13 protein-coding genes are annotated in these 15,751 nt (G+C 33.3%); all 13 read right to left on the bottom strand.

Going from position 1 to position 15,751, the window contains the following annotated elements:
• Position 1: 1 nt before the first annotated feature.
• The 13 genes from hisF to DWW33_RS04250 all read right to left on the bottom strand — a co-directional run bounded on the left by hisF (position 2) and on the right by DWW33_RS04250 (position 15,715).
• Complete coding sequence (gene hisF / locus DWW33_RS04305; RefSeq protein ID WP_022242430.1) at positions 2–763, bottom strand: imidazole glycerol phosphate synthase subunit HisF; 762 nt, start codon at positions 761–763, stop codon at positions 2–4.
• Positions 763–1,383: an imidazole glycerol phosphate synthase subunit HisH gene (gene hisH, locus DWW33_RS04300; protein ID WP_117698210.1), complete on the bottom strand. Its 621-nt coding sequence runs from the start codon at positions 1,381–1,383 to the stop codon at positions 763–765. The genes hisF and hisH overlap by 1 nt, the downstream gene beginning before the upstream one ends.
• A gap of 148 nt (positions 1,384–1,531) precedes the next feature.
• Complete coding sequence (locus DWW33_RS04295) at positions 1,532–2,773, bottom strand: tyrosine-type recombinase/integrase (RefSeq protein ID WP_118638916.1); 1,242 nt, start codon at positions 2,771–2,773, stop codon at positions 1,532–1,534.
• A gap of 80 nt (positions 2,774–2,853) precedes the next feature.
• The gene (locus tag DWW33_RS04290) at positions 2,854–3,108 is read right to left on the bottom strand and encodes an excisionase (RefSeq protein WP_158577450.1); all 255 of its coding nucleotides are present in this window, start codon (positions 3,106–3,108) and stop codon (positions 2,854–2,856) included.
• Between the two features lie 301 nt (positions 3,109–3,409).
• Positions 3,410–8,914, bottom strand: a complete 5,505-nt coding sequence (locus tag DWW33_RS04285; protein WP_118638914.1) for a phage tail tape measure protein — start codon at positions 8,912–8,914, stop codon at positions 3,410–3,412.
• Between the two features lie 16 nt (positions 8,915–8,930).
• Positions 8,931–9,392 carry a hypothetical protein gene (locus tag DWW33_RS04280; protein ID WP_118638913.1) on the bottom strand — a complete coding sequence of 154 codons (462 nt, stop codon included), beginning with the start codon at positions 9,390–9,392 and terminating at the stop codon, positions 8,931–8,933.
• Positions 9,392–9,892 (bottom strand): hypothetical protein, encoded by a 501-nt coding sequence (locus DWW33_RS04275; RefSeq protein ID WP_118638912.1) that lies wholly within the window; start codon positions 9,890–9,892, stop codon positions 9,392–9,394. The genes DWW33_RS04280 and DWW33_RS04275 overlap by 1 nt, the downstream gene beginning before the upstream one ends.
• Entirely contained in the window at positions 9,892–10,074 is a 183-nt protein-coding gene (locus DWW33_RS04270; protein WP_118638911.1) for a hypothetical protein, read from the bottom strand. Before DWW33_RS04270 ends, DWW33_RS04275 begins: the two co-directional genes overlap by 1 nt.
• A 74-nt stretch (positions 10,075–10,148) precedes the next feature.
• Positions 10,149–10,325 (bottom strand): hypothetical protein, encoded by a 177-nt coding sequence (locus tag DWW33_RS15785; protein WP_199650701.1) that lies wholly within the window; start codon positions 10,323–10,325, stop codon positions 10,149–10,151.
• Positions 10,326–10,506: 181 nt separating this feature from the next.
• Positions 10,507–10,734: a hypothetical protein gene (locus DWW33_RS04265; RefSeq protein WP_118638910.1), complete on the bottom strand. Its 228-nt coding sequence runs from the start codon at positions 10,732–10,734 to the stop codon at positions 10,507–10,509.
• Positions 10,735–11,895 (bottom strand): hypothetical protein, encoded by a 1,161-nt coding sequence (locus tag DWW33_RS04260; protein ID WP_118638909.1) that lies wholly within the window; start codon positions 11,893–11,895, stop codon positions 10,735–10,737. It abuts the gene before it with no gap.
• A gap of 343 nt (positions 11,896–12,238) precedes the next feature.
• Positions 12,239–12,436, bottom strand: a complete 198-nt coding sequence (locus DWW33_RS04255) for a hypothetical protein (protein WP_118638908.1) — start codon at positions 12,434–12,436, stop codon at positions 12,239–12,241.
• Between the two features lie 150 nt (positions 12,437–12,586).
• The gene (locus tag DWW33_RS04250; RefSeq protein WP_158577449.1) at positions 12,587–15,715 is read right to left on the bottom strand and encodes an RNA dependent RNA polymerase; all 3,129 of its coding nucleotides are present in this window, start codon (positions 15,713–15,715) and stop codon (positions 12,587–12,589) included.
• Positions 15,716–15,751: the final 36 nt, after the last annotated feature.

Genomic DNA, 15,751 nt, shown 5'->3' with positions numbered 1-15,751 from the left:
TTTATCTCCTTACTGATACCCCGCGACCTGCAAGATAATTCTTAAGGTCCATAATTTCAAGTTCTTTATAATGGAATAATGATGCTGCCAGTGCTGCATCTGCTTTACCTTCTGTCAAAGCTTCATAGAAATGCTCTTTCGTTCCGGCTCCACCGGAAGCAATGACCGGGATAGATACATTTTCTGCAATCTGTCTGGTCAGTTCCAAATCGTAACCGGCTTTCGTGCCATCACAGTCCATACTGGTCAAAAGAATTTCTCCGGCTCCAAGCTTCTCGACTTTCATTGCCCATTCTACCGCATCAATACCTACATCAATTCTTCCGCCATTTTTATAAATGTTCCAGCCGCTGCCATCTTCTCTTCTTCTCGCATCAATGGCAACAACCACACACTGGCTTCCGAATTTGTCTGCCGCATCACTGATTAACTGTGGTGTATTAATTGCAGAAGAATTAATGGAAATCTTGTCTGCGCCTTCCCTAAGCAGCACTTTAAAATCTTCTACACAGCGGATTCCTCCGCCTACGGTAAATGGAATAAATACATTTTCCGCTACACGTCTTACCATATCTACTACTGTATTACGGTTATCCGAAGATGCTGTAATATCCAGAAATACCACTTCATCTGCTCCGGCTTTATCATAGGCTGCCGCAATTTCCACCGGGTCACCGGCATCTCTTAAATTCACAAAGTTCACACCTTTTACAACTCTTCCATCATTGACATCCAGACATGGAATAATTCTCTTGGTAAACATTATTTCACACCTCCCTGTAATGACGCAAAGTTCTTAAGTATCTTCAGTCCAACGGAGCTGCTCTTCTCCGGATGGAACTGGCAGGCAAAGATGTTGTCCTGCTCCACAGATGCATGAATAGTGACTCCATATTCTGTAGTTGCTTTTACAATTTCTTCATACTTTGCCTGTAAATAATAAGAATGCACGAAATATACATAGGCATCCATCGGCACATCCTGAAATAGTCTTCCATTATTCTGTAAATGCAGGGAATTCCAACCGATATGCGGAATTTTCAGTCCATAGGTATCCGGAATCCGTACAATCTTTCCCTCTAAAAGTCCAAGTCCTTCTACTCCTTCTGACTCTTCGCTTCCTTCAAACATCAGCTGAAGTCCGAGGCAGATTCCAAGGAATGGCACTTTTCTTTCGCATACTTCATGGATGACCTTGTCCAGTTCATAGCGTTTCAGATTATCCATTGCCACACCAAAAGAACCAACGCCCGGTAAAATCACCTTATCTGCCTGTTCAATGGTATGAAAATCTCTTGTAATTACGCTTTCCTCGCCCAGATATGCTAATGCTTTTTCCACACTCTTTAAGTTTCCTGCATCATAGTCAATAATTGCTATCATTCTGTCAAATCCTTTCAAATCAAGCATTTTCTCAATGCTTGTGCACATTTCCAACAGTTCTTACTGTCATTTCATTACATTTTTGTATGTTTTGTTACATCTCATTACACATTGTAATTAGTAAATATTTAGTATGCTAAAATTCATACTAATTAGCATTTAATTGCTTTGCTATTGCATTGATTTGCATACGTTGTTCAACTCCCGGCCTAACATCCACATAGTTGTCCATCGTTGTAGATATATTGCCATGTCCCAATATGTACTGCAATGTCTTTGGTGGTAAATATTGCATATTCGTAGCAAACGTATGTCTGCAAATATGCGGTTCAAATTTACGAATAGGATTTTCTGGATTCGCATTGTTAAACCTTTTAATACAATTCTGTAGATATTCCTCTACATGACCTCTTACAATAGTTCTTCTGCTTCTTGTTGCAAGAAATACAAATCCTTCATATGCATTGCCTTGCTCATCGTAACATACAGGCTCTATATAGCCTTTTAAATAGCGATTCTTAATAATACGCCGGAAACTTTCATACACACCATCTGTCATAGGAATAGTTCTTACACCATTCATTGTTTTTGTAGGCAATACAACATGAGTGTGGTTGATGCATTGTAACTGTTTATCAACAGTAATCATTCGCTTGTCCATATCAATGTTATCAAGAGTAAGTCCACATAATTCTGACGCTCTTAATCCACTCCAAAACAATACATATAGCATATCATAGCAATGTGAACTATGCGTGTCTTTTGAGCAGAAATCAAGAAATCTGTTCATATCCTCTACAGAAAGAGCGTCCATCTTCTTACTGTCGCTCCTGTCTGTTGTAATACGTCTGAATGGGTTCTTTGCCACATAATCATAATCTAAAGCATATTCAAAAGTTCTCTTAATAAGACTAATTTGTGTCTGAATAGATGAACCTCTATACTTTTTCTTCATATCAGCAAGCCACTCTTCACAATGTTCTGGTCTAATTTTTCCAATCTCTATATAACCTAGCTTATATTGTTTCAGCGTATTCACTGTAACATTGTAACCAACTTTGGTATTGTGTGCCAACTTCTTCCTATTATATAGAGAATTGAGGTATCTATCTACAACCTCTAACAAAGTAAGTTTTGCTCCATCAATATCAATGTCATTTTCAAGATATGCGTTAAGTTCTTCCTCCTTTTCACGCAAACTCTTTGTTGACCTCTTACCTTTTGGTAATTGGTCTGTCATTTCAAGCCTATATGAACTAATAACCCTTTCTTTTCCCAAACAATCTTTATAGTGATATTCGTACCTCTTTGTTTTTGGATTGTAATATTCATTAGGTCTTAGTTTTTTTCTTGCAGGCTTGTTCTTTTCTGACGTAGTTTTATTTGCCATTCTTTAGCCTCCTTATATCAGAGTGCCTCGAATGCATACCATATTGAATTGTAGCACATTCCAAGCACATTGTCTATTTCTTAAATCTGTTCGACATTACCTATAAACTCTTCAAACTGTTTTCTTTTAATCTTGATAGTTCTCCCCAGCATCAAATGATATTTGTTTCCATAATCTTCACGAACTATTTCTCTAAGTCTATGCTGTCCAATTCCAAACAAATCGGATGCTTCTTTTATATTCAATAAAACTTTATTATCTAATGAAATTACTGCACTTTCTATAATAATCACGCTCCTATTATAAAAGGCAGAAGTCATTACAACCTCTGCCATAAAATTCATATATTCTATTATCAATCTTTTGTAAAGCTAACTGCGAATAGATAAGCAAAACTGCTTACTATTGCCATACTATAAATGTATTTAACAATTTCTTTTTGGTATGTGGTATCGATTTTTCATCTTTATCTTCCATATCCAATAAAAACTATACTATAATAACTTAATGCAACACTCTCCATAAATAAGCTCCTTTAATTCCGTCTATTCGCAAACTGGTAAGCGTCAAGTTTAAGTCTGTTTAATTCTCTTGTCAGGTTTTCATAACCAGAGTTATTAGTAACATTCGGTAATGTTATATTTCACTCTGAGTAACCATAACAGGATTATTATTAGTCTTTAAACTAGACAGCATCTTTGTATAATCAGGTACTGTACGCAAAGTAGCAGCGGTTGGAATACTTCTTAATGCTTCGCCAAGATTCTTGATTTGTTCCTGATTCATGACAGCTTCGCCTTGTTTTAAAATTGCCGGTACTTCATATTTCTTAAGACCATATTTCTGAACAAGGTCAAAGTTGGAATCTTTCTTGCTAAAATCAACAAGACCATTTTCAAGACCATCATGATAGTATTTTACTAAGAATCTTCCGGCAGGACTTAAATGTTTTTTGATATAGTCATCTGCCTCTGATTTGCTACCAAAACTTAGATTTGAATAATCTTCTTCTTTGTAAACATACCATTTTCCATCTTTATACTTATAGACACCTTTACCATTAAAGCTACTTATTTTACTTGAAGCTTCTCCACTTGTAGAATAACCACCTACAAGGTGTAATACATGATATGCCTTTTGGTTTTGAATAGGAGTAAAGCCACCTCCACCTCCTGAACTACCGCCAGAACCACCAGTACCACCAGATGTTTGAGATACATTTTCTTCTGCTGCTTTAATCGCATTTAAAGCACTTATTTGTGCATTTGCAGATTGCCAAGCCATATCAGAAATAGCTTTTTGTATATCATTATACTTATTTCTAAAGTCATCAAGAGTATCTATACGTCCACTAAGAACCTGAGATTCCCAATCTGCACCAAGCAATTGTTTCGCATACATATCATCAACACTATTGCTATATTCGTCAGAAATTGAAGACCACTGATCTTTTAGTTTCTCATAATAATCTTTCTTTTCTTCAAAACTTTTTATCAACTCTTCATTATCGTTGATCTGTGATTGAATTTTCAAATACCTATTTTTAAAATTCTCAATATCAACAATATTGTTGTTCAAAATAAGTTTCTGATATTCTGAGCCAAGTAATGCAGTAGCATTCATCTCATCAATAGATTTCTGATAAGCATCCTGTATATCTTGCCATTTCTGCTTAAACTCTTCAAGTGTATCAATCTGCTTCTGTAACTCATTTGTTTTTACATCTAATTCTGCATCATCATACGTTTTTTGTGCATCACGAACTTTGTCATAGTCAAGTTCATATATATATCCTTTTTCTTCTGTATAGATTTTCTTTACTCGTTGACTATATGCCCGTTCTAATTCGTATTTTGCTTTTTCCAATGCAATCGTTCTTTCACACTCATCGTTAGCATCCTTTAAACCGTCTATAATACCTTGGATTCTATCAATTTCTGTGTCATACACTCTTGTAATAGCATCAATAGCAGAATCCATGTCATCCTTTTGGTCGTTTAAAGAATCATTCTGGTCATTTAACTCATCAATTTTTGATTGCCAAGCATCAATTTCCTTTTCGAGCCTTCTAGTAATAGCAGATAATGCCCTGTCATACAAATCTTTTTGTTTATTAAGCATTGTCTGTGTATAATCATACCAATCTTTATCAGAAATCTTACCAGAATTATGCATATCGGCAAGCATTTTACTTACTGCGTCACAATATTCTTTATAAGAAATTTTGTTTGCATCCAAGGATTTCTCATAATAATCCATCATATTATCGCAATATGATTTATAATATGCTTTTAATCCTTTATAAACTTCTTCTTCATATTTGCGGTATTCATCAAGATATTTTTCTTTTCCTACAAAATATTTCTCGTTTAAAGTTTGAACACCATTATAATACTGTTCCTCAGTAATATATCCCATTTCAAGATTATGCTTAAGCAGATTATATTCCTTTTCAAAAGCTGTCTTATATGCGTCTTTTGATGATGAAGACGATTTGGATTTAGAAGTTTTGTTAGAAGAATCTCCACCAGTATAATTGAATTTGAAATTTATCGTTCCAGTAGAAGATAAGTTCGCAATCTTTTCTTTGTAACTATCAATCTGGCTTTGATATGCTGCAAGAGGAGCACCAGCATCTACTGCCGCAAGCGTTGATTTAAGACCAGTAACATATTTATACATTTCACCAGTGACACCTAATTTATCACAAAGATTTTCAAGTGCCAATACATCAGAAGATGTATTTAAAGGTTGCTGCGACAATTGTTTTTGAATTAGATAGTTTGTAAGGTATTGTTTTGCTGTGTCAGATGCTTTTGCTTGGTTCAAAAATGCAACGGCTTCATCTTCTGTAATACTTTCAAGGTCATATCCGGCATTTGTAACTTCTTTGATGACACCAAGATATCCTTGAATAATTTCTTCAGCATTGGAAATACCCATATTTTTCAACATAGATTCTGCTACATTAGCATTTTCTTCTGTTAAGCCTTCTAATATACCTTTTGAATTAATCCATGCAGAAGCTAATTCATTAAACGCATCCTGACACCCCTTTAAGTCATTCGGAGACGCAGATACGGTTTCAATGAATTTTTCATATTCAGGTTCAAGTCCTGAAAAAGCTTCTTGAAACTTTTTCGTATTAAGATTTGTAAAATCAAATACATCACCATCTTTTACATCTTTATATACTTTGTCTAAAATATCGAAACCATCTGACATATCATTAATGGTATCTATCATTTCTGATTTAGTTTTTGCGAGAGATTTTTGACCATCATCTGATACGTCATCAAGTATAATTCCAAGACTCTTTAAAATAGAAATAACATCCTGTGCTTCTAATCCAAACTCTTTTGCACTATTTACAAGCTTGTCAAATGCATCTCCGTTATCCCCGTCATCAATCATTGACTGAATGTCTGTTTCGGACAATCCTTTTAATTCATCTGCTAAATCGCCAATACCGTCTTTATTTTCCTTTAAATCTTCGTAAAAAGCATATGAATCAGAATCTGCTTCATCAAATGTTTTATCTATGATATCCTTGTAATTATCCCAATCGGAATCATCAGAAATCTCACCTTTTATTTTCTGAAGATTATCATATGCAGATTTTACATTTTCATCTTCATATGGATTGTCAGAATTAGCAACGGCATCATTATATTTTTGAACAGCAGATGTTACTTTGCTATATGCAGAAGACAATTTATCAGAAGAAGCTATCTCAGCCAATTGCTTTTCTTGATATTTTTCACCGTATTCATCAATTATGCTATTAGCATCTGTTAGAGCTTCGCTTGAGTTATCTAATAAGCCTTCAAAAATATTATCCAAAACATCAGATGTTTCACCTGTACTTTCTAATTCTTTTTGAAGATTTGATACAGATGTCATAAAATTATTTATTGCTTCTGTTGCTTCTTCCGCATTTCCTGTAAATTGGAATCCACCCATATCAGAAAATTGAATGTTATTATCTGCAGCAAACTTTTTAATTTTATCAAGTGTACCAAGTTCATCTGCTTTTGTAAGACCATCCAAATTTCCAAGCATATAAACATTATCATCAGTCATTTTGTCTTCTGCTCTATTAAGCTCAGTACGATTTTCATTTAACAGAGTATTAGCAGCTTCTTTATTATAAGCTTTAATAGCTTCTGTGTGATCCTTGTATGCATCAGTAACAAGGTTAATATTTCCATACTCTTCGCCAAACTGTTCATTCAACTGTTTCTGTAAGTCTAATAATTGAGACTTAACACTTGCGGTTTCTTCTTCATTTCCTTTGGCGGCTAATAATTGCTGATGTAATTCTTTATATTTTGTAACTGCATCATCAATAGAAGAGGACTGTTCTTTATAAGTATTTGCTGCCTCAGATGCTTTTTGACTTGCTTCTTCTTGTGCCTGCTTATATTTCTGCCATGCAGATACACCAATTGCAATCGCTGATGTAATTAATATTAATGGATTAGCCTTTAATGTAAGCCATAATCCTTTGAATGCATTACTCACTGATGTTGTAGATGCTGAAAGCCCATTATTTGCAACAGACATCTTCCAAGCCTGCAAGGTTGCAATCGCCTCTTCTTTACTAAGTCCAGATGACATTAACAATTGCTTCTTTTGTGCTACTGTTAATGAATTCGTTGTTAATATAAGTTTCATTTGTTTCTTAGATAATCCATCTGAAAGTAACAAAAGCTTATTATATTCCGCAGTAGAAATTTCTGTACTGTTTGCGATTTTTACTGCATTTGTAAACTTATTTAATTCAATATATGCTTCTGTTGCCCCTGTTTTTATACTCATAAATGCCTTGATACCAGCAAATGCTGCAACCCCTATAAGCGCACCCTTAAGAATTTTCGTCTCATCAACAAATTTTACAAGTGCTGTTGTAGCATCTAAGATACTACTATAAACTTCATTCATATCTGAATTCATAATCATAGATTCAAAAGATGCTTGCAACGTATTTGTTTTAGCCTCTAGGCTTTCTTTATAAGATGAATTAAATTTCTCTATTGCAGTGCCGGCTGATTCAGCACTCGTTTTTGTATAGTCTAGTGCCTTACTATAGTTATTAAATAATGCAATTAATTTGTTATATTGATATGATCCTGCCATTGCCGTTGCAACTGCTCTCTGCGTCACACTATCAAAATCGCTCCATTTTTCACCGACCTCATCCATGATCTTTTCGCTACTGATAAACTGACCATTAGCATTACGCATTGCAATACCAACTTTATTAAGTACCTTTTCAGTATCATTCAGGCTTTCTCCATTTTCTAAGTCTACAAATTTACCTGCCTTAATCTGATTCATACGTGAAAATACAGACTTAAACATATTACCGACAGACTCATCGCTGTCTTGTGTGACTTCTTTAACAGTAGCAATCATTCCAATCAGTTTGTCCATACTGACTCCTGCCATATCAGCAGCGGAAGCTGTTTTAGACATTGACTCAGCAAGTCCACCGGCATCTGATGCCGATTCCATATCAACAGCCGTTAATTTATCTACTATATTAATTGCTTCAGATGCACTTTTTTTGTATCCATTAAGAGCTGAAGTTAAATATGTACTTGCATCTGCACTCTCAATCTGTCCTAATTTCGACAGTATCATAGAATCATATACAAGTTCTCCTGTTTCTTTTACAGACTTTCCCTGTCTAAGCCATGAATCTGCCGAATCAGCCACTTCTTTTGTTGTTGCCCCCATATCTTGAGCTTGTTGATTTAACTGTTTTAGATATTCTGCCGCTGCATTACGTCCTTGTCCCATTGCAACTGATAAATCCGTAATGGACTTATCAAGATCAGTAATCTCTTGCCTTGTATTACTAGCCGCTTTTCTAATTTCATTCAATACAGCTAAATATGCTGTAAAGGCTATATTTTTTCCAGAAAACAAATTTCCCATAGTATTTTTTAGCTTTTCAAAAACAGTTTGAGAATGTTTTGTTGTGTATGCAAGCTCACTGATTTTCTTAGTAGTCTTATCAGCTCCATCGCTATTAATATCCACATCAACCTTATATTTTCCATTCTCAATATCTTTTAATTTTTTCTTTGCTTCTTCATCCCGCAAATTTACATCAACATTTATTTTCTTCGCCATTACTTCACTTCCTTTTCTAAATCATCGTATTTCCACGTTTCTTCATTCCATCTTCAAATGCAAAGTCTACTCGTTCTGACCTTTCAACCTCTTCTACTGCATTATCAATAAATGGTCTTGGTGCATTGTATACGCCAGGAAAATCGTAGTAAAATCCATTTCTACTATCTCCGTCATTAATCAACTGCGGCAGTCCATAACCATGATTATAGGTACCGTAATCATCGTTAAATTGTGCTTCATTAACCACTGATAAGTGCATCCTTTTCTCATATCCAACTATATTTCTAGGATCATCAATACCACCATTAGATCTTCTTTCATAAATTTTAGGAGTATATTGACTAAATACATCGGTTTGAATATGTTCCATTTCAATATCCCGAACCTCGTCAAATACTTCCTTGGAGAGCACATCATCAACATCAGATTTAATGTCGTTCATCAAATCATCCCATTCATCAAATTCCTTCTTCATTACTCAATCCTATACTGATGATTACAGCCAATACCAGTGCTGATAAGTCTATCAAAATATTTACTCACACCGAATATCCGATCTAAAATCCTTAATGTTGCATCAGTGTTAATGCATCTTTTCATGTCAGAACTCAAAATTTCACAACACTTCTTCTGAAAATCTCCATTATTCATCAGATTCAAAACAACATCTTTCTTATCATCTTCTTTTAAATCATCGTATTTTTCAGAGATAGTATTTTTATCAATCACACCAGCTACGTTATATTCGCCTGTAATAAGTTTTGTTTTTAATTCAACTAAATGCGCTTCCAAAAGCTGATATCGAGCAATACAATCGTCTATATTCTTTAATACTGCTTCAAACGCTTCTTTCGAATTTAACATGTTTAATAGTTGAGACAAATCTATACTTTCGATTAAAAACTCTTTCTTTATCCCATCCATACTATTAAGCACATTGAACACATCTTCATATGTAAATCTATTTTCTTCCATTAATTAACCTTCTTTCCCAGAAACTCCACATCTCTATATGTTTTATAAACTTCACTGATTTCATAGTCATAATTTGTTGTGCCATCTTCTATCGCACGCAAATAAACGGTTGACCATATAACTGCCACAACCGCATAAAAAGAATCATCATACTTGATTCTGTCATCCTTATTAAGTTTCATAGATTTTCCTCTTGAAATATTTGATTGAATAATCAGATTCTGGCTTTTCGCCTTAGATAAATTTGAATTGAATTTTATGAATTTAATAGATAGTTCCCCAGCTTTGCGAATAATGCCGGATATAAATTGATTTTATTGTTTTTGAATTTGCTAAGTATAGCTCCATCAATACCGGTAACTTTAGAAATATATGTCTGTTTTTCTTTTTCTAAACGTTCATTATATAATTCTCGTAACTCTTCCTGCGTCATCTGCTCACCCCCCCCTTTCCTTATTCTATTAAGTGTCAAATATATTTGACCAAAAAGAATAACCAGTACAAAATCAATCACACTGGTTTTTATATCAATTTCGTATTAAAATTGTTTTACATAGCTATATCTAATCAATACACTCTTCTTTAATCAGTGCATATAGTAAAAGAGCAGGAGATTAGTCCTGCTCTTTGTTGCATTGTCCTTCTTCAATTATAAATTCTTTCTTAAAATACTTTTCTTCTTTTTTTTGTAGTTGTATATAATTGGAAATAACATTATTTTTTTTATCTTGATTTTGAGAGCGATTTATAATTTTGAATATATCGTTAGCAATTTGAGTTTTGTCACAATCAATATATTCTACCATAGTTGTAAAAGCATTTAACTTAGATATTTTTGACATTTATTCATTACCCCCATATATTATGTATTCCAAATTATATTTATTATTCAGTATTTCTATTTTTTCCTGCAAGTATTCTTCAAAAAAAGCGATATAATTTAAAAAATAAAACAATTTTTTGTATCTAATTTCGTTCTTTAATGAAATACCAAATGATAAATATGGAATATTTTCTGTTTTTAAATTATAAAATGTATATGTTAAATAATCTTTCCAAATAGCATTGTTATCACTTTTATAGTCATAAGAACAATTTATGCTTTTTATCAATGCTCGTTTACATTCATATGATTTATTAATCATATTTTCTTTATCATATGGAATAAATGTCATGTCTTGAACAAAGATTTGGTTTCCTTTAATTGCAGCCAATTTTACATAACCACATTTATCCTTATCATAATATCGAAAATGTATTCGTATATCGCCAGAATTATTATTAAAAATATTAGAAGATATTGCTGTAGACAAAGCATACAAATACGATTTTATATTATTTATATCCATATTTTCTGTATTAACTATACTTAAATACTCTTGTTCTAATGTATTCATCTCAGAAATACACCTAACGACATCTTTAAAATAAGATGGCATTAAATCAACAAATTCTTTAGTTAGAGTTATATTAGACTTTTCTGGCAATTTTAAATGAACTTTTTTATTGCCAATTTGTTCTATTCGCTCTATTTCTTCGTCTATAAATCTTTTTTTTGTTTCAATCTCTTGTTCTTGACGTTTTATTGTTTCTTCTTTTTGTCTTAGTTTGTTATAGTCTAATACATCATCAATCTCTTTCATTCGTTTATCACGAAATTCTTTAACCCACGATGTCTGACCTACGATAATATCTCTTAATCGTATGATTTGAAGTTTATCATTTTCTTTATCTTTTATCATGTTAGCAAATATTATAACAAATATAATCGTTGCAATAATAAATGAAAAGAAACATGATGCCATAGAGAACAAGTTTACAGTAGTATCTTCAATTTTAAATGTTCTATATAAAACAAAAATAGCACCTGCATTTCCACCTAATCCTAATAATATTTCAAAAAATATCTTTGCCTTTCCATTTCCGTTAACATAATAGATAACGAAAAATAATGCCAGAACTATTCCTAAACCTGCATGAGCCAATATGCTTGCTATTAGCACAATTATTACCTCCCCCAATCATCAGTATTTAATATTACCATTATATACCAATAATCGACAGAATACTACCTTTTTCTGATTTCGCAGACAGACCTAATTTGAATCAGCCTGTCCGCTTAATTATTCATTGTTTTGAATACACTCGGTACTCCGTTGATATACTGCTGTTTTAAAACAGTATATCAACTAATTGGTTAAATTGCCTAGATTTAACTTTTATAATAGAAATCATCACTTGCTGAAGGTGACAAGCATTATTATCGTTTTGTCGGGCAGGAAGTCCTATCTCCCTGCCTATAATATGATATTCAATATATAATAATCATCCTGCCGGATGTTATTACTAAATTGATGTTGGAATCTGTACCAACGATAAGTATTTTTCAAGCTTGTCTGCATCAGCAGGAATAAGATACATTTTACCCTGTTTATATTTTGCCAAGCTTTCATACGAAATTTTAGTATGATCTGCAATAGCTCTGGCATTAAGACCAGAATCAACTATTGAAATCAATTTATTCCTTAATTCTTCTTGATTCATAGTCCTTCTCCAATTCTTTAAATAAATAATTGGAGAGAAATAATGCTATTCCTCTCCCTATTACAAATCGGCGTTTTTGTGCAACAACAACAAAATTTCTTTATTTTTAAGACCTTATCACTGTTACATTTTAACAACAAATTATCCAAATTATTTGTATCCAAGTTTGCGATCCATAGCTAACTGTTCTCTGCAAACTGTATTCTGACAAGTTTTCATATTGCCAACCTTAATGTATTTTTTATGACAGTATGGACATTCAGCAATCATTCTTTCCTTATTGTGTTCATAGAATGAAACAATCGGATTTTTCTGTGTACCCTCTATGCCATATGCGATTTTAGGCTCATTAACTTCTGGAGCATTTACTACAATCTCCATATCTTTTCCATGCATTATAATAGAAAGGACTCCCATATTTTGTAAACGCTTTATGCCCTTTTTTGCGATACTAACTCCATCACCAATCATCTTATCAAGTCCATTACAGGTTAGCGCAGTCCTCTTATTGGCATATACCCAAACTTTCCCAGATTTGCTTCTCTTCTGCTGCACCATCAAGATAAATAATAACTCTCTATCATTACTACAGTTTTTCCTGTACGGAAGATTATCTATCCATTCTAATTCATCCTTGTATATTGTAACTGTAGAAACCTCTTCAATGTCTTTATTGATTTTTTCTATAACACTTTTACCAATTTCATGTACCTCTCTATTTTTCTTTCCACTGCCCTTTTTCTTATAGTGTGATTTTCTTTCAGGTATACCAGCAGGATTTCCAACATTGGCTTTAATATTTTCAAGAATAATATCTCCATAGCAATTCCACAAGATATTTTTACCACTATCACAATTTTCCCTCTGTAAATACTCAAAATCTGTGAGATATGCTGTCGCACGTTTTCTGTCTCCGTCAAAAATACAGAGTATCATTTTATCACACATTGTATAAAACACATCATATTTACTTATCTTCTCTCGCATTGCATCAGATTTGTCCAACTGTTCTATCTCATTATTGATTCTAAACGTCAATGACTGTTCTTTACGTTTCAAATCAAACATAAGTTGCTCTAACCTTCTATACGATTCATCCATTGTATCTACTTTGATAGCTTCATCAAAAAGTACACCAACCTTAAATGGATTATCTGTTTTCCAGGTATATCTCTTATTGCTGGTTTCCTTATGAATGTATGCACATATACGATCACAGTTACTATTAGAAAGCGGCTTGCAGTTTTCACGTTTTTTATCTTTAGCATACTGAAAGAAATATGGTGGTTTTTCATTGATAAGCTGATTATACTTTTCCTCGTATTCACCCAAGGAAATATTCTGCTGTGTTTTCGGAAAATCTATTGTCAAATTATTATAGCAGCACATAACCTTATTAAACTCGTCATCAATTTCTTCATTATTATAATTCTTGGTCATAGCATTAGAAATATCACCAATATTTGAATTATCCATACTCGCAACCAAGGCATTATAAATTGCTTCTTTAGTAATTTGTGGCTTGTCTGCATCAAAACCTGTATAATACAAAATATTTTTGTCTGTCGGCACACACTCTATCATAGTCTTATTTGGTGTGACTAAAGCATGATCTCCGTCAACATCAAACTGAAGGATACGACATAATAAATCATGACTACTTACAACAAGATCATTTCCTATAAACCAATCCTTGCATTGTTCCAATTCATCGCCTTTTACAAGATTCCTTATTCCATGCTCCATATATAAATGTGGAGATCTTAAACAATCAACGACATCATATTTGTTGTATGGTTCATCATTGTAGAAGCTACAGTACACATGATTCCTTGGTATAATACCTTTAGGATTTTCAATACCACAAAACAGCCATTCACAAAATGTATACAAATCCGGGCAAATATAAGCATATAATGAATCTTCCAGTATAAGCTTATTCCCACAAGCATCTTTTCTCTCACTTCTGAATTTGTTTTCCAATTTCTTTTGAATATATTTATCTTGGATTAACTCAGGATATGCCGTTATTGCATCAGAAAGATATGGTTCACTCAAAATTTCAGCAATTTTACCAGCATCAGTTTTCATGTCCTTAAGCTTTTTCAATGTATTCTCACAAAGTTCCTTCAGCTTATCATTAGTAAATTTTCCACGGTCTAACGTATGAAGATATTGATAACTAGTCTTTTCCCATCCTTTTGGTTCTTCGGCAAAATTGTTTATTGCAATTTTCTTGCCACAAGCATTGTATGTTTCCTTTAATTCTTCCCATGAATCATAGTATTTCCACATTTTTACTTGTGAAGCAGTCAATATAATTTTGATGTTTTCCTTGATTACATCATGTTTGTCACCCCATGCATCAGAAATAACAGAACTTGGTTTTATTCCCTCGACTTCATCTAACTGCAAGAATTTTCTAAAATCTAACGGGAATATACAACCTTTAATATGTCCACACCGAATTTGAGCAGAGCTTGGTAACACACCTGGAAGGAACATTCCGGCACCATCAGTTTGCGGAATCTTAACATTTTCATTTCTTGCCTCTATGCCAGTAATACTATTATCATCATGGTCAATACATTCCACCTTTTCATTTATAATAGTTTCAAAGTCTGGAACTACTAAACACTCATCAAGCGTAAGTTCATATCCTTCTGGTATAAATGATGTTGACAGCAGCAGTCCATTATAAGCTAATCTCTTTCCTATATTACAACCGTCTTTTGCATTTACTACCTCATCAGTCAGACCAAGTGTAATCTCCTGTTCATGTGCTTTATAAAAATTCTCTTTTAAAAGAATACACTCTCCACGCTTCATCTGATTTGTTGTGCTGGAATAGAAAATATAATGCTGACCATCAATATCCAAGCCTCTATCTACAATCTGATGCAATACCTCATTAAGCTTCGACGTTTTAAGATATACAATTTCTATTACAAGTGGATCTTTCTCTGAAAAATCTGTAGCCATTCTTGCCATTTCACTTTCAGCCAATGCAACTTGCTTGTCAAAGTTCTCTCGTTCTGATTCTTCTATGATTTCTCCATTCTCGTCATAATCATATATATACAGACGATTTCTGTCTATCTTTCTGACACCTTCAAATGATGCAATTAAATTGTCTCTCTGTTCCTTTAAAAACACCTTTTCCTTTTTTGCATCTTTATAAGCCATGTGGAATTTACGTTCATCATCAGTAAGTGCATCAAATGTACTCAGCTTATATATTCTAAATCGTCTAGGTTCAAATTTTTTCTTATTACTCATATACACATTTCCTCCAATCGTGTTTCTTCTATATGC

Origin of the sequence: Roseburia sp. AF15-21 (assembly GCF_003479505.1) — a bacterium.
Lineage (GTDB): Bacteria > Bacillota > Clostridia > Lachnospirales > Lachnospiraceae > Roseburia_C > Roseburia_C amylophila.
This window is presented reverse-complemented; position numbering and strand designations above follow the sequence as displayed.